The sequence below is a fragment of the Granulicella tundricola MP5ACTX9 genome, from assembly GCF_000178975.2.
Lineage (GTDB): Bacteria > Acidobacteriota > Terriglobia > Terriglobales > Acidobacteriaceae > Edaphobacter > Edaphobacter tundricola.
This window is the reverse complement of sequence record NC_015064.1, coordinates 2438086-2457444: the sequence shown is the minus strand read 5'-3', so window position 1 is coordinate 2457444 and position 19359 is coordinate 2438086. Positions and strand designations below refer to the sequence as shown.

Here is a 19359-nt window from a genome sequence, read left to right as displayed (position 1 = left end):
GGATTGCGGGACTATGGGGATTGCGGCTAATTGGACGGCTCTGAACCGGGCGCAGAAGAATACGTTTGCGGCTTGTTTTCTGGGATGGACGCTGGATGCTTTTGACTTCTTTCTGTTGACGGTTTGCCTGCCTTCGATTGCGACCGAGTTTCATGTGGACCTGGCGACGATGGCGAATGCTCTGTTCTGGACGCTGGTGATGCGGCCGGTGGGGGCGGCGCTATTTGGGGCGATGGCGGAACGGTATGGGCGGCGGCCTACGTTGATGTTGAATATCGTCGCGTTCTCGGTGTTTGAACTGGGGAGTGCGTTTGCTCCGGGGATTGGCAGCTTCATGGTGCTGCGGGCGCTGTTTGGGGTTGCGATGGGTGGGGAGTGGGGCGTGGGGGCAGCGCTGGCGTTTGAGACGCTGCCGGCGAAGGGTAGGGGGTTCTTTTCAGGACTGCTGCAGGAAGGGTATGTGGTGGGGAACCTGCTGGCGGGTCTACTGCAGTGGCTGCTGCTGCCGCATCTGCATGGGACGGGTCACTTTACGCCGTGGCGGGTGCTGTTCATGATTGGGGCGCTGCCCTCGCTGCTGGCGTTTTATCTGCAGTTCCATGTGGAGGAGTCGCCCGTATGGCTGGAGGCGAAGCGGACGGGCAGGACGCTGAAGAACAGCTTTGAGGCTTCCAAGCTGAAGGAGTATCTGCCTTCGTTCCTGTTCCTGGTGCTGATGATGGCGGCGTTTACGGCGTTCAGCCATGGGACGCAGGATCTCTATCCGAGCTTCTTGAAGCGGGATAAAGGGCTGTTCGACGCGGCGGCCGGGAAGGTGCTGGTGGTGGCGAACCTGGGGGCGCTGTTTGGCGGGATCTGCTGTGGGACGATCTCTGAAAGGCTGGGGAGGCGGAAGACGATCATGTTTGCTTCGTTGCTGGCGCTGCCTATGATTCCTCTGTGGGCGTTCTCTCATACCGTCGTGATGCTGGCTGTGGGCGGCTTCCTGATGCAGTTCATGGTGCAGGGTGCGTGGGGTGTGGTGCCGGCTTATCTGAATGAGCTCTCGCCGGCACCGGTGAGAGCGGTGTTTCCGGGGTTTGCGTATCAGTTGGGGAATCTGTTGATGTCGAAGAACGGGAACGTGCAGGCTACGCTGGCGAAGCGGTTTCCAGGTGGGCTGAGGACGGTGCTGGCGGGGACGGTGGTGGTGGTGGCGCTGGTGCTGACGGTGGTGACTTCGTTTGGGAAGGAGAAGGTGGGGGCGGAGCTTGGGGCGGAATAGGGCTGGGTGCTACTCCCTGGCGAACGGCCTGAGTTGATAAGGATTGATAAAAGCGATCAAAGCTGATTTCGGTGGTTCTGAGAGTACGTTTTGTCTGCACTTTGTCACTTCCCACGGTTGACTATGAGCTGTGGAGGTGGCGGAGCGGGGTGGATGTAGACTTTTTTAATGGCAGTGATTTTGGAACAGACGAGTGGGTTGCGGGTGGCGCAGCCTTTTTTGATTGAGCAGGATTGGGCGGGGTATACGGCCGAGCAGCATGGGGTTTGGGGGGAGCTGGTGGCTCGCCGGATGCCTCAGTTGCGGAATCATGCCTGTGCTGAGTACCTGGATGGGTTCGAGCAGATTGGGTTGAGCGAGACGGCTCTGCCGGATTTAGGGGCGGTGAGTGCGAGGCTGGGGCCGAGGACGGGTTGGGCTTCGACGCCGGTGAGTGGGTTTCTGCCGGGGGACGCTTTCTTTGAGATGCTGGCGGCTCGGAGGTTTCCTACGACGACGTGGCTGAGGTCTCGGGAGGCGATGGACTATACGCCAGAGCCGGATATCTTCCATGACGTGTTTGGGCATGTGCCGATGCATGCGCATCCGGTGTTTGCGGATTTTCTTCAGCATTATGGGCAGGTTTGTGCGAATTTGATTGACCGGCCGGAGGCGCTGGAGAGGCTTGGGCGGCTGTTCTGGTTTACGGTGGAGTTCGGGTTGATCCGGCAGGCGGGGGAGATCAAGGTTTATGGGAGCGGGCTGATCAGCTCGCATGGGGAGTGTACGAGGGTGCTGGCGGGTGGGTGCGAGGTAAGGGAGTTCGAGCTGGATGCGGTGCTGGGGCAGGAGTTCGATACGGGGGCGATGCAGCCGGTGCTGTATGCGGTGGAGAGCTTTGAACAGATTTATGAGGCGGCGAAAGAGGCTGAGGGGAAGGTGGGGTGACTGGGCTGTAGAGCAAGGCGTAACGAGGATAAGACGGATAAAAGCGGGATCGAGACGGATGAGGCAAAGGCGTAAGACTGATTCAGGAACAAAAGCGGCTGCGAAAGAGGCTAAGGGAAGGGTATGAGGAAGAGCTGGTTGTGGTTGGGCGGTGGGGTTCTGGTGATGTGGCTGGGATGGACTGTCCTCATGTCCCTGCCGCAGATCGTTCTTGGCTACCTTGGTATGCCTTGGCGAGTCGTGAGTGCGGCTTCAGTCGATGAGGTGACGATCTCTCCTTCGCGGGCGATTCCTGTGGGTGGGGCTCCGGGGATGCAGGTGACGCTGGTGCATGAGAATGGCGGCGAGAAGGTTTATGCCGTGATTTTCAAGAAGGGCGATGAGGTGCTGAGTGGGTTGACCGACTTTGCGATTCAGAACCATGTCGGGGATGCTCATTTTACCGGGATTGGGGCGGTGAGCGGGGCTACTACGGGGTGGCTCGATCTGTCTGCGAAGGTCTACCGGGGGACGGTGACGAAGGAGCAGGTGGAGGTGCTGTCGCTGACGGGTGATATTGCTACGTTCCAGGGGAAGCCGGTAGTGCATGGACATGTGGTGCTGGGGCGGCGGGATGGATCGACTGTGGGTGGGCACCTTTGGGAGGCTAAGGTTAATCCTACGCTTGAGGTATTTGTGACGGTGGATGAGAGGGCTTTGCCTAAGCGGCTGGATGATGAGTCAGGGATGAAGGTGATTGATGCCAAGCCTTAAGTAAGACAAGTAACAGCAACGGTGAATGCGAAATGCGGGGGGCCTTCGCTTCGCTCAGGATGACGGCGCGAAACACACAACGGCGACGGCAAAAGCCAATGCCAATACGGAGGTTCTGAGCTTCGCTCAGAATGACGACTTCTAACTTCTGTGTGGTAGGCCTAGGTGCGGATGGCTTGGCCTATGAGGATTAGGAGCGGGGCTGGGCCTGGTTGGGAGGTGGGCAGGGCGGCCAGGGTGGTGGAGACTACGTGCTGGTGGGGGGTGGTGGCGCGGGAGACGGCGGCGACCGGGGTTGCGGGGGGGATGCCGGCGGCGATGAGCTCGGCGGCGAGGCGTGTGAAGTCGCGGCCGGGCATGTAGAGGACGAGGGTGGCTTCGGGGGGGAAGGCTCCGTGCCAGGCTACGGGTTCGGTCTTGGTGGCGCTGTGGTGGGCGGTGGCGAGGATGAGCTTGGAGGCGGCGGCGCGGTCGGTGAGGGGGGTTTTGAGGGAGGCGGCTACGGCGAAGGCGGCGGTGATGCCGGGGACGATATCGAAGGGGATACCGGCGGCGGCGAGGGCGTCGATTTCTTCGCCGGCCCGGCCGAAGACCAGGGGGTCGCCGGATTTGAGGCGGAGGACGGACTTTGGGCGGCGGGCGTGGTGGAGCATGAGCTCGTGGATGCCGGCCTGGGTGATGCGGGGCTGGCCGCAGCGTTTGCCTACGGGGATGATCTCGGCGAGCGGGTTGGCTAGGGCGAGGATTTCGTCGGAGACGAGATCGTCGGGGAGGATGACTTCACAGGTGGCGAGGAGGCGGGCGGCGCGGAGGGTGAGGAGGTCGGGGTCGCCGGGGCCGGCTCCGCAGAGGTAGACCGTGCCGGGCTTTTGCCCTGCGCGGGCGGCGGTCACTTCGGGACTTGTGTTGGGCTTCGTTTGGGGCTCCCGTTGGTCGCTGGGGGGATTGGTGGTGATTGTCATGATTGGGTGGCGTCGGGGATTTCGGTAATCAGGGGTGCGGGATTGGTTTGGGCATGGCGTCGGGCCATGGCGCGGGAGGGGCAGGCGTCGTAGCCGCAGACGTCGCGCTGGGCGAGTTGATGGAGGAGGAGCTTGCGGTCCTCGTTGAGGGGCTCGGCTGCGACGACTTCGCGGCGGAGGTCGCCGAGGTCGGTGAGCCAGTCGCCGAGGTCGAGGGGGAGCTGGGCGTTGATCTCTTTGCGGAGACGCTGGGCGAGGGCGGGGCTTGCGCCGGCGGTGGAGATGGCGATCTGGAGGTCGCCGCGACGGACGACGGAGGGGAAGTAGAAGTCGCAGAAGGGTGGGTCGTCTACGGCGTTGCAGAGGATGTCGGAGGCTTCGGCCTCGGCGAAGACGGCGCGGTTGACGGCGGGGTTGTCGGTGGCGGCGACGACGAGGAAGTTTCCGGCGAGGTCGCCTGGGCGGTACACGCGCTGGAGCCAGGTGATCTCACCGGCGGCGTCCATGTTCTGGATGCTTTCGCGGGCGCTGGGGGCAATGACGGTGACTCGGGCGTGGGCTGCTCGGAGGCTCTCGATCTTCGATTCTGCGAGGTTGCCGGCGCCGATGACGATGCAGGGCCGGGCGGCGAGCTTGAGGAAGATGGGGAAGAGATCCATAAGTTGATTTTACGAGGTTCTGCGGGGTTGGGGGCCGACCGTGACGTGTTGTTGTGCATCAGACTTTTTGTTGGAGTATTTGGATAAGGAGATCGTCGACAGGATGCAGACGGGGCCGGTGGAAGTTGCTGAGATGAGTGGAGATGTTGCAGTGCTGAAGACTGGTGTGGGGATCCTGGTACAGGATGCGATGAGTCGGCGGTTGATCGAGGCGGCTTCAATTCATTTGGAGCTGCAGCCGGTGGAGTTGGATGAAGGGTCATTCGAAGGCTCGATGCTGAGTGGGTTTGAGCTGATTATTGCGGATGAGGCGATCGCGCTACGGCTGCGGGCGGTGATGACGACCGGGGATGAGCAGGCGGAGGGGGTGAACCCGGCGTTGATCGCGGTTCGGAGTAAGACTGCCGTGGGGCCGGAGGAGCCGGAGGTTCACTTTGAGGGCGTGCTGGCGCTGCCGCAGGAGCCAGCGGCGATCGTTGCGCAGATGGGGCTGATTCTTTATGCGCATCGGGCGTTTGCGCGGCGATATCAGTCGGCGCTGGAGGAGTTGCAACTGAATCGGCGGATCTTCCGGTCGGTGACGAGTGGGATCTCGGTGGCAAATGCGAAGGAGCCGGATCTGCCGCTGGTGTACGTGAATCCTGCGTTCGAGGTGATGACGGGATACAGCCTGGAGGAGGTGCAGGGGAAGAACTGCCGGTTCCTGCAAAAGGGGGAGACGGAGCAGCCGGGGTTGACGCTGATTCGGGAGGCTCTGGCGGCGGGGCGGGAGGTGGTGGCAATTCTGCGGAACTACCGGAAGGACGGGACGGTGTTCTGGAACGAGTTGTCGCTCTCGCCGATCAGGAATCGGGATGGGGAGCTGACGCACTTTGTGGGGATACAGAACGATGTGACGTCTCGGGTGGAGTTTGAGGCGGCGCTGCGGGAGAGCGAGAAGCTGGCAGCGGTGGGGCGGTTGGCGGCCTCGATTGCGCATGAGATCAATAATCCGCTGGAGTCTGTGATGAACCTGCTTTACCTGGCGGGGCATGGCAGCGACGACGAGGCGAAAGGCGAGTATCTGGCACAGGCGGATAAGGAGTTGCAGCGGGTTGCACAGATTACTTCTCAGTCGCTGCGGTTCTATAAGCAGTCCACGAAACCGCAGGCGGTGCGCTTGGTGGATCTGATGGAGTCGGTTCTGGATCTGTATCAGGGGCGCATTGAGAATGCGGGGCTGACGGTGAAGAAGCGGGAGCGCATGACGGAATCGATTGTGTGCCTGGAGAGTGAGATACGGCAGGTACTGAGCAATCTGGTGCGGAATGCGATGGATTCGATGGCGGGGACTGCGGGGCGGCTGATGGTGCGGACGCGCGAGGCTACGGAGTGGCGATCGAATACGCGGGGAGTGTTGCTGACGGTTGCCGATACGGGCACCGGTATGAGCCCGGAGACACTGAAGAAGCTTTACACGGCCTTTTATACGACGAAGGGCATCGGCGGGACCGGGTTGGGACTGTGGGTGAGCGCAGAGATCGTGCAGCGGCATAAGGGGCGTTTGCTGGTGCGGAGTAGCCAGCGGGCGGGGGCAAGCGGGACGGTCTTCGAATTGTTTTTGCCGTACCAGGGGTTCGCGAACTGATGGGCTGGCGACGCGTAGCGGGGTTCTGCCGTCCAATGGTGGCATGAATGTTGTGACGCGATGGTGTTTTGCTTTCGGGGTGGGATTGCTGTGGGGACGGGCGGCGCGGGCTGACGTGGTGCTGGTGATGGAAGATCCGATTAACTTTGCAGGGCGCATGACGTCCGCGGGGCATTCGGCGATCTGGCTCGACCGGCTTTGCTCTGACGATCATATAAAGATGCGGAGTTGCGGAGCGGGGGAGCCGGGGGCGGTGCTGAGCCGTTATCAAGGAGTGAAGGGGCGGTTCGACTGGCTGGCGATGCCGCCGGATGCTTACTTCTTTGCGGTGGATCGGGAGTCGGCGATCCCGGCGAATGTGACGGCGGAGAATGCGGAGCGGTTGAGGCGGGAGTACCGGGTGGCGCATGGCGGGAGCTTTGCGGTCGATCCGGGTGACGGGACCTGGACTTCACTGCTGGGGGAGTCGTACCGGCGGCGGATCGTGCTGGTGCGGGTGCGGACGACGGGGGCACAGGAGCAGCGGATGATGCGGTGGTTGAACGATGGGCGCAACGTCAGTCACTTCAACATGTTCTATTCCAACTGCGGAGACTTTGCGAGTAAGTTGCTGAATGTGGCGTTTCCTGGAGCGGTTCACCGGAACTACCTGCTGGATGCGGGGATGACGACGCCGAAGCAGTTGGAGGCTCGGCTGCATGGGTATGCGAAGAGGCATCCGGAGCTTGGGTGGGAGGCTACGCTGTTGCCGCAGGTGGCGGGAAGTATTCCTCGGAGCCGACATCTCCATGGGGTGACGGAGAGCTACCTGAAGACGTATCCGTACCTGCTGCCGCTGGACTACTTGCTGCCGATCGAACTGGGACTGGTGACGGGGCTTGGGCTCTGCGATCACCGCTATGTGGCTAAGCCGAATGTGCGGGTGGATGATGGGATTTTCTTTCCGACGGCAGAGGTTGCGGGGAGTGGATTGTGAGACGGGTTCGTCCCCATGTTGATTTGGGCTGATTCGATTGCGGTGTCGGGTTAGGATCGCTGCAGGCTGGAATGAGTGGCCTGGGGGCGACCGATGACGGCAGGGCGGATCTGGTGGGTTTTGTATGGGTTGTGGGTGTGTGGTGAGGTTTCGATCCTGCTGTTTACACGGATCAAGTCGAGTGGCGGTGAGAACCGGGATCGTGGGTCGCTGCGGATTCTGTGGGCTGTGATCATGACGTCCAGCTTTGTGGGGATGAGCTACGGTGCCACGCACGGGGCGAACCTTCCAAACGCCGCGCAGTGGGCGGGTTGGACGAGTGTGGCGTTGATCGTGGTGGGACTGGCGATACGCGGGACGGCGATCTGGAGACTGGGGCGATCGTTCAGTGCGAATGTGGCGATCACCGAGACCCAGAAGCTGGAGACAGGTGGTCTGTTCCGGTTGGTGCGGCACCCAAGTTATACGGGGATGCTGCTGATCTTTCTATCCATGGGGTTGAAGACGGGGAACTGGGTGTCGGTGTTGATCTTGACGGTGCCACCCGTGGTGGCTTTGCTCTACCGGATCAAGGTGGAGGAGGACGCTTTGCATGGGGCTTTTGGCACCGAGTATGAGGAGTACTGCCGGAGAAGCAAGAGGCTGGTGCCGGGGATCTATTGATGTGCCGCAGTGGGAAGGTCCGGAGTTGAAGGACCTTCCCGTAGCGAGCTAGCTCTCTACCCTTTGCTGCAACAGCGGGGTAAAGGCCGACCAGACGCGCGCGGCGACGAGCACCCAGAGGATGACGACGAGGATTGCAATGGGTAGCCCGGCAGGGGCCATGAGAAGGTGCGTCAGGACGATGTTCACGATAATGGGCGCGAGCAGTGTCAGGGCGAGAGGAACGAATCGATTGGCGAGCAGCAAGATGCCGCCGACTAGTTGGAGGAGGAAGACCAGGACCATGTAATGAGAGATGGCCAGGGCGGTGACGAACTGGGTGGCGACCGGCGGCATGGGTTGCATGGGAATGAAGTGCAGGAAGCCATTGGCCCCGAATACGAGGAAGATGATGCCGAGAAGATAGCGTGCGACGAGTGAGGCTACTTTCATGAGCGCTCCTTGTAATGGGATTGGGTTACTGGATGCGCTGGTGGATGGATTCGATGTGTGGCTGCATGAAGGTGGGGAGGTCGATTTTTCCGAAGGCCACTGCCATGGCTCCGCCGGCGTTGATGAGGAGCGTGTCTGTGACGCCGAGGAAGCCGAAGACGGCCTTGAGATAGGGGGCGGTGTAGTTGTAAGAGGCCATTGCGGTTTCGGGGCTATAGTCGCCGCCGGAGGCTATGACGAAGGTGGCTTTTTTGTCGGTGAGGAGGCCTGCTGGGGTGCCGTTGACGTAGGAGAATGTCTCGCCGGGGCGGGCGATCTGGTCGATCCAGAGCTTGAGGATGGCGGGGATGCCGAAGTTATACATGGGGACGCCGAAGACGTACTCGTCCGCGGACTTAAGGTCTGCGATGAGAGAGTCCGAGAGGGTGAGGAGTTCTTTCTGCTCGGTAGTGCGGGCATCGGCCGGGGTCATGCGTGCGGCGATCCATGCCTGGCTGACGGGCGGGATCTGCATCGTGGTGATGTCGCGGGTGATGACGGTGCCGGTGGGGTTGGCGGCTTGCCACTTTGCGACGAACTGGGCGGTGAGATGTCGGGAGATGGAGGCATCGCCTGCGGGGCTGGAGTCGAGGTGCAAGAGGGTTGGCATGTTGGGCTCCTTTACGACGTTTGACTACTAAACGACAGTTGTCGATTCAATATAACGACAGATGTTGTTTTATGTCGAATTCCGGTACGCTGGTGGTATGGCTGGGACGATTACGCAGGTTGGAACTCTAGATCCGCGGGTGCGGCGGACGCGGCTGATGCTGCATGACGGGCTATGGAGTTTGCTGGAGAAAAAGGAGTTCGACAAGATCTCCGTGCAGGATATTGCGGAGGCGGCGGAGCTGAACCGGGCCACTTTTTATGACCATTATTCGGACAAGTTTGCGCTGCTGGAGTGCATGGTAGGGAGCCGGTTTGGGGAGTTGCTGGAGCGGCGCGGGGTGAGATTCAGCGGGTGCGATGGGGCGCTGCGGGCGATCGTGCTGGGGGTTTGCGACTACATTACGAGTGTGCCGGGGGCTGCTTGTGGGGGCGGGCGGCAGCTTGAAGGGCATATGGAGACGGCGGTGATCGCGGTGGTGCGGAAGATGCTGCTGGATGGGATGAAGCGGCATGTGCGGGTGGAGGGGGAGCCAGCAATGGCGATGTCGGATGCGATGGTGGCCTCGGCGGTGAGCTGGGCGATCTATGGGGCTTGCAAGGAGTGGCTGCACACGGCTGGGCGGTGTGAGGCGGAGGAGATCGTTGGGAAGATTGAGGGGCTGGTGGTGGGGATGTTGCGTGGGACTGGGAGTTAGGTAGCGGAGTTCAGGAGCATGTGGCGGACGGCTGCATGGATGCGGTCTACGGCGGTACGGCGGTAGTCCCAGCGCGGGTCGGGCGAGGGCTGCTCTACGACCATGGTGGCGTTGGCTTCGAAGAGGAGGAGGTCGCCCGCGAGGTTTAGGCCGAAGTCAATTCCGGCATAGTCGAGGCCGAGGGTTTTCTGGATGGAGGCGAGGGCTGACATGGCGCGGGGGCCGAGGACGGTGGACATATCGGAGAGGAAGGCGGCTTCTTCTGCGCGGTGGTCTGGGCGGTCTGCCATGTCTGCGCTGAAGTAATGGATCTTCCAGTTGGGTGAGATGGCGAGGTGCAGGGGGTAGAGCTCGCCTGCGATGAACATGACGCGGTATTTGCGGGCGCAGCCGTCGCTGCCGCGGGCGTCGAGGTATTCGATGGCGAGGACTTCTGCATCGGCGTGTCCGAAGGTGGGGAGGGCGGCTATGTGGGCGGCCAGGGCCGAGGGCTCGTCGACCTGGGTGAAGTGCTGACCCATGTGGAAGCCGGGGAGACGGAGGAGCAGGGGGAAGGTGAAGCCGTCGGTTGCTAGGGTTGGGAGGGCGTGGTCACCGGCGAGGAAGGTGAGGGGATAAGAGCGGGTTCGGGCGGTGCGGACACTGGGGAGAGCGGCCAGGCGGGCGGCGTTTTCAGGGCGGCTGGTGGCCAGGACTGCGGATGGTAGGTTGAGGATGGGCCGGGAGATTTGGGCGAGGAGGGTGCGCGCGGCGATGAGGGCTTCCGAGGCTACTTCTACGTCTCCGATGCCGTTGAAGATGAGTTGGTGGGGCGGGAGTGGGGTTTGGGGGTCGTAGAAGTCGGCTACTATGACCCAGGTCTGGAAGATGGTGTCGTCCAAGAGCTTTTCAACGGGGGTGTTGCCGCCGGTGGATGAGACCAGGAGGATGACTGGGATGGGATGGGCGGTGCCACGGAACGGTGTCTGGAAGATGTTCTTGCGGCCGAAGGCTTTCTGGCGGTGTAGGGCGGCGGCGTCGGGGTCGCCGAGGCGGGTGAGGGCATAATAGAGACCGCCGTGGGCTTCTGGAAGGCCGGGGCTTAGTTGCAGGGCAAGCTCGTAGTGGTGGCTTGCCTTGCTGGGATCGTCGTTTGTGAGAAGTGTGCTGCCGAGGTTGACGTGGGCGACGGCGTCGTGGGGGTAGTGCTTGACGGCTTCGGTGTAGACGACCTGGGCGGCTTTGGTCTGGCCTGTGCCTGCGAGGAGGCGGCCAAGTTCGAGGAGGTTGGCGTGGTGGGTGGGATCAAGTTCGAGGACGCGGAGATGATCGCTGCGGGCTTCAAGGGGACGACCGAGTTGGGCGAGGAGGATGGCGCGCTGGACGCGGAGGGCGATTTCGTCGGCTGGATCGAGGGTGGCGGGCAGTTGATGGCTCAGTTGGAGGAGCTCGGCCTCAAGCTGGAGTGTGGGTGGCCAAGACACAGGATGCGGGGTGGGCTGGAGCTCTCGGCCGAGGGACAGGGTGGCCTCCACGAGATCGTCGATCTCGGATTGGGTGGTGCGGTGGTTGACGATGGCGGCGCGGATGGCTACGCGGCTTGCGAGAGTGGTGGCGGATGGGACGACGATGCCTGACTCCTGAAGACGGATCACGAGTTCGCGGTTGAGGTGGCTTACGTCGGTTTCCGATTGATCGGTGAAGCGGTAGCGGAAGCAGACGATGTTGAGTTGAACGGGGGCCAGGAGTTCAAGCTCCGGCGTGTTGCGGATGCGGGTGGCGAGTGACTGGGCGAGGTTGCAGGTGTTCTGGATGACGGCTCCGATGGCATCGGTGCCCTGGACCTTCAAGGTCATCCAGACCTTGAGGGCTCGGAAGCTGCGGGAGAGCTCTGGGCCGAGGTCACAGGGCCACGGGGAGTTGGCGGCGAGCCCGCGATTTTCGCGGGCGAGGTAACAGGCGGGCGAGGCGAAGGCTTGTTGATGGAGTTGGGCATCGCGGACCAGGAGAAAGCCTGCGTCGTAAGGTACTTGCGCCCATTTGTGGAAGTCAAAGGCGAGAGTGTCGGCGCGTTCTATGCCTTTGAGGCGTGGGGCCAGGCCGGGGGCGAGCATGGCGAGTGCGCCGAGGGCTCCGTCTACGTGGAACCAGAGATTGTGCTGAGCGCAGAGGTCTGCGATGGATTCGAGATCGTCGATTGCACCGATGTCTACGGTGCCGGCAGTGGCCGCTATGAAGAAGGGGGTGAGGCCGGCGGCGCGGTCTTGCTGGATGGCTTGGTCGAGGACAGCGAGGTCCATGCGACCGGCGGGGTCTGTGGGGATGAGGCGGAGGGTGCCGGTGCCTAGGCCGGCGAGGTCGAGGGCTTTGGCGATGCTGTTGTGGGCGGCGGAGGAGGTGTAGGAGATGAGAGTGGGGGAGGTGAGGCCGGTTTGGCGGATGCCGGGGCCGAGGCGGGCGTCGCGGGCTATGACGACGGCGAGAAGGTTAGCTATGGAGGTGCCGGTGAGGAAGATGCCGGAGGCTTCGGCGGGGAAGTGGAAGAGGTCGCGCATCCATGCGGTGACCTGGCGCTCGACTTCGAGGGGGATCTGGTCACGGCCGCCTACGTTGGCGTTGAGGCCTGCGGTGAGCATGCCGGCGAGCATGCCGACCTGGGAGCCGCCGCCCTGGGCCCAGCCCATGAAGCCGGGGTGTGTGTTGGCTGCGGTAAAAGGCAGGATGGAGGTCATGAACTGCTGGTGGACTTCGGCTAGGGCGGAGGGCTGGGTGGGGATGGGGGATTGGAAGTTGGCGCGGATCTCTGGTAGGATGACCTGCCAGACCTGGCGCTCGCGGATGTTCTCGGAGTAATCGAGCATGTCATCCAGCATGGCGTGGGCCTGGGCGCGGAGGGTGGCGCGGGCGGCGGGGGAGGATGGGTCGAGCGAGAGGTCAGTGGTGGTTGCGAGTGCGGGTTGTGCCATCGATGCTCCCTGATGCGCGGTGTGAGCCGTGTCAGTGAGGGAGATGCAATTGGGGTGCCATAGGAGGGGTTTATGAATGCAAAGAGGTTACGGCGAAGTCCTCGCTCCCGGGGTGGGTGAGGGCTTCGCCGTATCTCATGAAGCGTTCATCTGGCGATGTGTTTGTGTGGGCTAGGCGTCGGCGGCGTGGCGGCCACCGGCGGGTGGGGCGTCGCGTTCGACTGGGGTGACTACGGCTCCGGCCAGGTGGGTGCGGAGGTCTTCGTCGCTGGTGCGGGCGAAGTAGGCTCTCAGGTCTTCACCGGGGGTGCGGAGGGCGAGGTAGCCGCGGAGGAGACGCTCGACGGCCTCCGGGGTGTCTTCGGCGGCGGCTCGGTAGCCGATCTGGCGGGCGGCGCGGGCATACTTGCCTACGGCTCCGCCTACGCAGAAGTAGAAGGCGTCTACGAGTTTGCCGTCCTTCTTGATTTTCTTACCTTCGAGGCCGATGTCGGCGATCCAGCTTTGGCCGCAGGAGTTGGTGCAGCCGGTGACGTGGAGCTTGATCTGCTGGTCGAAGCCGGGGAGGCGGCCTTCCATCTCTTCTGTGAGCCACTTGCTGAAGGCTTTGGTTTCTGAGATGGCGAGCTTGCAGAACTCGGTGCCGGTGCAGGCGACTGCGCCGCGCCAGAAGGGGGAGACTTCAACGCGTAGGTCGAGGGCGGCGAGGTCTGCGATGAGGGCGCGGACGTTCTCGTTCTTGATGTTGACGAGGAGGATGTTCTGCATGATCGTGGCGCGGAGGCTGCCGTCGCCGTATTTTTCTGCGAGGTCGGCGAGCTGGATGAGCTGGTCACCGGAGAGGCGGCCGCCCATGACGCTCGCGCCGACTGCTGAGAGGCCGGATTGCTTCTGCGGGGTGATGCCGATGTGGTCGCGGTAGACATCGTCAGGGACCGGGTCTGCGGTGAGGGGGCTGGGGTCCAGCTTGTAGCCGAGTTGCTGCTCGATGGCTTCCAGCATGGATTCGGCGGTCCAGCCGTGGCGCATGAAGAGGTACTTGATGCGGGCGCGGGTGCGGTTTTCGCGGAGCTCGGATTGCTCCTTGAAGATGCGGACCACGGCTACGCAGACGTCGTAGGCCTTGTCCTGGGGGATGAAGGCGGGGATGCGGACGGCGATGTGGGGCTCCGTGGAGAGGCCGCCGCCTACGCGGAGGGTGTAGCCGATTTCTGTTGCACCGTTGATCTCGCGGGTGATGGCGGTGAAGGCTACGTCGTTGATCTCCGGGTAGGAGCACCAGAGGGGGCAGCCGGTGGCGGAGATCTTGAACTTGCGGGGGAGGTTGTAGAACTCGGGGTTGGCGGTGAGCTTGTGGGCGAGCTCGAGGGCGAGGGGGCTGGCGTCGAGGAGCTGGTGGCCGTCGATGCCGGCGAGGGGGCAGCCGGTGACGTTGCGGACGACGTCGCCGCATGCGCCCTTGGGGGAGAGGCCGATCTCGGTGAGGGCGTCAACGACTTCTACGAGGGCTCCGATGGTGAGCCAGTGAAGCTGGATGTTCTGGCGGGTGGTGATGTCGGAGAGGTTGCGGGCGTATTTTTTTGTGAGGTTGCCGATGACACGGAGCTGAAGGCTGGTGAGGATGCCGTTGGGGAGGCCGATGCGCATCATGAAGAACTCGGAGGCTTTGCCTTCGCCGTTGGCTCCGCCGGTGACGCCTAGGCCGTCGCCCTGGGTGTAGACGCCCCACCACTTGAAGTAGAGATTGGACCATTCTGGCGCGACGGAGTCACGGCCGCCTTTGGCGTACTCGCGGACCTCATCCCATGCGTCCCAGGGGTTTTTGGCGAGCTTGAGGCGCTCGGACTTCTGGGCCTTGGTCTCTTTGACTTCTTTGGGCTTGGCTTCTGCGGCGGGAGCGGTGAGGACTTCGTCAGGCATTTGGTTTGGGTTCCTTGGGAGCTTGTGGCTTAGAGGCTATGGCTTGGAAATGAAGAGGCCCACGGGGTTCGTGGGCGGCTGTGGGCTTTGCGGATCGTTTTTGGTGGGGATTCGATCAGGCAAAGAGACAGCGCGCGCGGTCGCAACAACAGGCAGGACAGTTGGCGAGGCGCTGTTTTTTTGGGAGAACCATTGCTTCAAGGTTAGATGGGGCGGGGTAGGGAGTCAAGGTGTGTGGGGCTTGCTGTTCGAGGCGGTGACTTGTGCGGTGCCGGGTTCGGCGAGGATTTGCTTCAAGCGCTCTCGATCGGTGGGGCTAAGGGTTGTGGGGGCGTGCAAGGTGGACTGGGGGGCGGGGTGAGGTGCCTCGGAGGGTGCGGGCGTTTGGAGCGAATAGTACTTGTCCAGGTAGACGACTACTTTGTCGAGGTCTTCTTTTGTGCCGTCGGTGCCGCGGGCGGCCATGTCGTCGACATTTTTGCGCCAGTCGTCCGGAGTCTTTTTGACTGCGACGACCAGTGAGGCGAGGTGGCAGGCGGTGCAGTTGTGGACGAACTCTGGCTTCCCTGTGTCGTCGGGCAGTTGCAGCTTCTGGGCCAGGGCTTGAGAGGAGATGCAGAGCCCGCACAGGAGTGTGCAGGCTGCTGCCCCGAGGATGAGTGTGAGTTTTCTGCTCATTGTTTCCATGCTCTTTTAGTTGGTGGCTGTTTTGGGCGTTAGACGCCAGAGGGCACCGGGTTTGGCGTCTTCGATGACCCAGATTGCACCGTCAGGAGCGACTTCTACATCACGAAGGCGGTGGTTGAAGTTCCAACGCTCGGCGACCTTGGCACCGCCTTTGCTATCGAAGGTGAGGCGCATGAGGATCTTGGGGCCGAGGCCGCTGACGAGGGCAGACCCGTTCCACTGCGAGAACATGGAGCCCTTGTAGAAGGCGAGGTTGCCGGGTGCGATGACGGGGTCCCAATAGATGACTGGCTCGGTGAGATTGGGCTTCGGATCTGTTTTGGGGATGGGGACGCCGTTGTAGTTTTTGCCGTAGGAGAAGAGGGGCCAGCCGTAGTTCTTGCCGGGTTCGATGAGGTTGAGTTCATCACCGCCGCGGGGGCCGTGCTCGAGTTCCCAAAGGCGGCCATCGGGTGCAAAGGCCAGGCCGTAGGGGGTGCGGAGGCCGGTGACCCAGGTTTCAGAGGGCGTGAGGTTGGGGCCGGGGAAGGTGTAAGTTTTGACGACGGGCGCGGTCTTGGCGGCTTCCGTGTCTTCAGGCGGGTCGATGACGGGGACGGTGGGGGTGCCAATCTTGCCGGCCATCGGGTTGCCGGGGGCAGGCTTGCCGTCGAGGGTGAGGCGGAGGATCTTGCCGAGGGGCTGGTTGGGGTCCTGCGCGGGCGTCATGCGCTGACGATCGCCGGAGGAGAGGTAGAGGAGCTTGCCGTCTGGTGAGAAGGCGACCTCTGCGCCGAACTGTCCGCCCTGGCCGCGTTCGCCGTCGCGCCAGATGACCTTGAGGTCTTCGAGGCTGGCGGTGCCCTTGTCGAGCTTGAGGATGGCACGTGCGAGCGCGAGGCTGGAGCCGCCGTCGCCGGGCTCGGAGTAGGTGAGGTAGACGAAGTGGTCCTTGGCGTAGTGGGGCGAGAGATAGACGCCGAGCATGCCACCCTGGCCTCGCCAGAGTGCGGCGGGAACGTTGGAGACGGGGGTCTTTTCACCCTGCTGGGTGACGAGTTGCATGCCGCCGGTCTTCTCGGTGATGAGCATGCGGCCGTCCGGGAGGAAGGCGATCTTCCAGGGGAGGCTCAAGGTGGTGACCTGCGTGACGGTGAAGGGCAGGACCGAGTCGGATTTCTGGTCGCCTGCGTTGACCTGTGCGGATGCGCTGGTTGAGACCATGGTTAGAAAAAGGCCTGCGAGTGCCAAGTGCTTCATTCGTTCTCCTCTGATGCGGTCATGCGGTGCGAAAACTTTCAGTCACAGGATAGCTTGTGTTGGTTACGAGTCGTTTTTGGCATTGGGGCAGGTCAGCTCTGCGGCGAACTCCCTTTAGCTACTGACGGTATCCACGCGCTGATTGTTCCATATCTGCGGGAAGTCCATCTGGATGCACAGCCCACGATTCAGAGAGCATGAATTCCGTCGTGCTCAAACGCTCACATACTTATGGCCGCGTCCAAAAGGAATTCGCTCGGCCAAGCGAAGAAATGCGAACGCTTCTCCCACCACTTTGAAGCTACAAGAGGAACTTTGGCTGGCGGTAATCGGCATATTTTCTTTGAACCAATGCAAGGTAAATTCCCCTTCATCGACTAAACGCTGGTATGCCATATCCAATTCCGATTGGACAATGGATTTCTGGCTGCGTTTACCAGTCGTCCTGTTTGGAATCGAATAGAAAAGCGCGGATTCTCCGCGAGATGGCCTAAGGAGCCTCTGCGCAGGCGGCCGATTTGACGATGTCGGTGTGTGACTTGAGTCGGCGGCCAAGTTTTTCTGCGGTTGGGCCGTGCTTTGCTTGTTCTGGCTGGGGTTTGTGCGGAGTCGAAGACTCATAGCCCGTCTCCCGGCGCTAGGCGGCGGTTCCCGCCAGGTGCTTGCGGTGGAGGTAGAGGTTGATGAGGGCGAAGTTGGCGCATAGCCGGTGATGGTTCTTGGCGATGCCTCTGTAGCGTACCTTGTCGAAGCCGAAGACGCGCTTCAGGATACGGAAGACGTGTTCTACTTTCGCTCTTACTTTTGATTTCGTCGTATTCTTCTTCTTTGCCGCTTCATCGACATAGTTCTTGAACCTGGTTCGCTTGCAGGTCATGTCCTGGGCCTTGGGCGCGGCCTGCCGGATGGCCTTGGTCTGGCCTTGATAGCCGCCGTCGCCCCACACCTTTCGCTCCTCCCCATGTAGCAGATCCGGCAGCATGTGTACGTCGGAGACGTTGGCCGCCGACGTTGCCACTGAGTGCACGTGACCTTCTTTTGCATCAACGCCGATGTGCGCCTTCAGTCCGAAGTACCACTGCTTGCCCTTACGAGTCTGACGCATCGCCGGATCACGCTCTTTCTTCTCGTTCTTGGTCGAAGAAGGCGCATGAATAATGGTCGCATCCACGATCGTGCCGGTCTCGATGCGGATGCCCCTGGCCGCCAGATGCAGGTTCACCGCGTCGAGCATGGCACCGCCAAGGTCATGCTTTTCGAGCAGGTGGCGGAAGCGCAGCACTGTCGTTTCATCCGGTGCCGGAGCCACGCCCAGGTCAACACCAGCGAACCGCCGCAGCGTGAAGGACTCATAAAACGCCTCTTCGACGCCGGGGTCGGACAAGTTGAACCACTGTTGCATAAAGTACGTCCGAAGCATGATCGCAAGCCCGACAGGACGACGGCCGTTGCCGGCCTTCGGGTAGTGCGGTTCGACCAGAGCCTGTAACTCGGGCCACGGAACAACCACTTCCATCTCATCCAAAAACAGCTCCCGCCGAGACTTCCGCCCATACTTCTCAAAGATCGACTGGGACGCAAACGTCTGCTGCTTCATCGCCATCCACCCCTAACCATCAGATTAATCCATCAGGCCGCGGACGCAGAACTTGTGCAGAGTTTCCCTAACACCTGTAACGAGATAGTTAGGATCAAGCTTCGTACCGACCGGTAGCTCATTCATGATTTTCTGAAAGATCTCCGAGTTACCCACTATGGACTGCCTCTCTTTAAAACATAGAAATGGTCGTGCGCCACCCAGCAAATTTACAATTGCCAACTTACGGTGCAATTATCACAATGCGCCAAGTTGACTATTTCCTTACGGCTTAAACCGGTCGCAAGAATGGAAATTCCACCCGTTAGGATCGCCCCGGCAAGTTTGCCGCCACTCACGCCAGCCTTCTGGCTAGTTCTTTTGATCCGAACGTTACCCACCGTGTTGCAGTGTGGGCAGCTTACCTTCGGTTTCACGACTCCATACTCTAATAGCTTAATCATCAAAGAAATTCCAGAAGGTCTCCGTTCCACCACGGGTGGGTTTTTTCGAGCCTCATGAGCTGCAGCCTTTGCCTCTGCCCGTTTGAGTTTTCCTTTTGTCGATAGTTGCTCGCGGCGAGCGTCTTCGCGCTTCCGGAATTCAGCCGCCGAAAGATGCCCTTTCCCTATGACTTCAGGACTGGAGGCTTTTCTAGAGGTTGCTTTAGGAGTGCTGCCCTTTCTCTTCGCGACTTTCTTCGGGCTTGCCATGCGAACAGATTAGCTGATTCTTTGCAAAGTCGTACTTTCGATCGCGCGTTATGAGGGTGGGTAGGCGGGGTTGGATTTGATCTCTTCGATTTGGTGGGCGTGGCGGGCTGTGTGTTGGGCTGTGACGACCAGCCATTGGTAGCAGTCCAGGTCTCCGAAGGCTATGTGGGGGAAGAAGTGGTCGCGGAGAGGGGATTGGGTTTCGGAGGCGAAGTGGAGGGTTTGGGCGCGGGTTTGGCGGAGTTCAGCGATGAGGTCTATGGGGTTGGGCCAGCGGCCGGTGGGGAGGTTCACTTCGCGGGATTTGAATCTGGTGTGGCGGGATTGGGCGAGGCCTTGTACCCAGGGTTCCTTGGTGGGGGCTTCGGGTTTCTTTTCGGTGGTGGCTGGGGTGGCGAGAGCGTTGGTGATTACGCCGGTGATGAAGCGCTCGAAGACGATGCAGTGCTCGATGATTTCTGCGATGGACCAGCGGTCTGGGGACTCCTGGAAGTGCCACTGAGAAGGGTTGAGGTTAGTTGCGAGTTCGAGGAGGCGCTGCTCGCTGGTGGAGAGTTGGTCAAGGACTAGCTGGCGTTCTGAGGGGGTGATTGCTTCTACCATGCTCCTCTGGGTCTCCCTTGGGGATTCATGCTTTGCACAAGGATACAATTTAGACCTCTGGAGGGTT

Annotated in this window: 19 protein-coding genes; 7 read left to right on the top strand and 12 right to left on the bottom strand. The window is 61.4% G+C overall.

Annotated elements, in window-relative coordinates; translation table 11 throughout:
- Positions 1–13 precede the first annotated feature (13 nt).
- From ACIX9_RS10480 to ACIX9_RS10470, 3 genes are all read left to right on the top strand, one after another.
- A complete protein-coding gene (locus ACIX9_RS10480; RefSeq protein WP_013580461.1) occupies positions 14–1264 on the top strand; it encodes an MFS transporter in 1251 nt (416 codons plus the stop codon).
- A 168-nt stretch (positions 1265–1432) separates the two neighbouring features.
- Positions 1433–2191, top strand: coding sequence for a phenylalanine 4-monooxygenase (locus tag ACIX9_RS10475; protein ID WP_013580460.1), 759 nt, complete (start codon positions 1433–1435; stop codon positions 2189–2191).
- Between the two features lie 123 nt (positions 2192–2314).
- Positions 2315–2944 (top strand): PPC domain-containing DNA-binding protein, encoded by a 630-nt coding sequence (locus ACIX9_RS10470; RefSeq protein WP_013580459.1) that lies wholly within the window; start codon positions 2315–2317, stop codon positions 2942–2944.
- A 161-nt stretch (positions 2945–3105) separates the two neighbouring features.
- Here the strand turns inward: ACIX9_RS10470 and cobA are convergent, their stop codons facing one another.
- Positions 3106–3906: a uroporphyrinogen-III C-methyltransferase gene (gene cobA, locus ACIX9_RS10465; RefSeq protein ID WP_013580458.1), complete on the bottom strand. Its 801-nt coding sequence runs from the start codon at positions 3904–3906 to the stop codon at positions 3106–3108.
- Complete coding sequence (locus tag ACIX9_RS10460; RefSeq protein ID WP_013580457.1) at positions 3903–4565, bottom strand: precorrin-2 dehydrogenase/sirohydrochlorin ferrochelatase family protein; 663 nt, start codon at positions 4563–4565, stop codon at positions 3903–3905. Before ACIX9_RS10460 ends, cobA begins: the two co-directional genes overlap by 4 nt.
- Before the next feature lie 79 nt (positions 4566–4644).
- Between ACIX9_RS10460 and ACIX9_RS10455 the strand changes: the two genes are divergently transcribed.
- From ACIX9_RS10455 to ACIX9_RS10445, 3 genes are all read left to right on the top strand, one after another.
- On the top strand, positions 4645–6192 hold the full coding sequence (locus ACIX9_RS10455; protein ID WP_232298686.1) for a two-component system sensor histidine kinase NtrB: 1548 nt from the start codon (positions 4645–4647) through the stop codon (positions 6190–6192).
- Positions 6193–6235: 43 nt separating this feature from the next.
- Positions 6236–7168, top strand: coding sequence for a hypothetical protein (locus ACIX9_RS10450; RefSeq protein WP_013580455.1), 933 nt, complete (start codon positions 6236–6238; stop codon positions 7166–7168).
- A 93-nt stretch (positions 7169–7261) separates the two neighbouring features.
- Entirely contained in the window at positions 7262–7831 is a 570-nt protein-coding gene (locus ACIX9_RS10445) for a methyltransferase family protein (protein ID WP_013580454.1), read from the top strand.
- A 48-nt stretch (positions 7832–7879) separates the two neighbouring features.
- Here the strand turns inward: ACIX9_RS10445 and ACIX9_RS10440 are convergent, their stop codons facing one another.
- The gene (locus ACIX9_RS10440) at positions 7880–8263 is read right to left on the bottom strand and encodes a hypothetical protein (protein WP_013580453.1); all 384 of its coding nucleotides are present in this window, start codon (positions 8261–8263) and stop codon (positions 7880–7882) included.
- Positions 8264–8288: 25 nt separating this feature from the next.
- Positions 8289–8912, bottom strand: coding sequence for an FMN-dependent NADH-azoreductase (locus tag ACIX9_RS10435; protein ID WP_013580452.1), 624 nt, complete (start codon positions 8910–8912; stop codon positions 8289–8291).
- A gap of 97 nt (positions 8913–9009) precedes the next feature.
- Here ACIX9_RS10435 and ACIX9_RS10430 point away from each other — a divergent pair, with 97 nt between their 5' ends.
- Positions 9010–9609: a TetR/AcrR family transcriptional regulator gene (locus ACIX9_RS10430; RefSeq protein ID WP_041597659.1), complete on the top strand. Its 600-nt coding sequence runs from the start codon at positions 9010–9012 to the stop codon at positions 9607–9609.
- Here the strand turns inward: ACIX9_RS10430 and ACIX9_RS26410 are convergent.
- The 8 genes from ACIX9_RS26410 to ACIX9_RS10395 form a co-directional block, all read right to left on the bottom strand.
- Positions 9606–12554, bottom strand: a complete 2949-nt coding sequence (locus ACIX9_RS26410) for an aminotransferase class V-fold PLP-dependent enzyme (protein WP_013580450.1) — start codon at positions 12552–12554, stop codon at positions 9606–9608. The genes ACIX9_RS10430 and ACIX9_RS26410 overlap by 4 nt on opposite strands.
- Before the next feature lie 171 nt (positions 12555–12725).
- Positions 12726–14474: a nitrite/sulfite reductase gene (locus ACIX9_RS10420; protein ID WP_013580449.1), complete on the bottom strand. Its 1749-nt coding sequence runs from the start codon at positions 14472–14474 to the stop codon at positions 12726–12728.
- Positions 14475–14699: 225 nt separating this feature from the next.
- The gene (locus ACIX9_RS10415; RefSeq protein ID WP_013580448.1) at positions 14700–15152 is read right to left on the bottom strand and encodes a c-type cytochrome; all 453 of its coding nucleotides are present in this window, start codon (positions 15150–15152) and stop codon (positions 14700–14702) included.
- A gap of 15 nt (positions 15153–15167) precedes the next feature.
- Entirely contained in the window at positions 15168–16400 is a 1233-nt protein-coding gene (locus tag ACIX9_RS10410) for a PQQ-dependent sugar dehydrogenase (RefSeq protein ID WP_013580447.1), read from the bottom strand.
- Between the two features lie 213 nt (positions 16401–16613).
- Complete coding sequence (locus ACIX9_RS26405) at positions 16614–17021, bottom strand: hypothetical protein (RefSeq protein ID WP_198152079.1); 408 nt, start codon at positions 17019–17021, stop codon at positions 16614–16616.
- A 16-nt stretch (positions 17022–17037) separates the two neighbouring features.
- Complete coding sequence (locus ACIX9_RS10405) at positions 17038–17997, bottom strand: IS5 family transposase (protein ID WP_041597230.1); 960 nt, start codon at positions 17995–17997, stop codon at positions 17038–17040.
- Positions 17998–18206: 209 nt separating this feature from the next.
- Positions 18207–18689 (bottom strand): hypothetical protein, encoded by a 483-nt coding sequence (locus ACIX9_RS25770; RefSeq protein WP_157477473.1) that lies wholly within the window; start codon positions 18687–18689, stop codon positions 18207–18209.
- A gap of 48 nt (positions 18690–18737) precedes the next feature.
- Entirely contained in the window at positions 18738–19292 is a 555-nt protein-coding gene (locus ACIX9_RS10395) for a DinB family protein (RefSeq protein ID WP_013580445.1), read from the bottom strand.
- Positions 19293–19359: the final 67 nt, after the last annotated feature.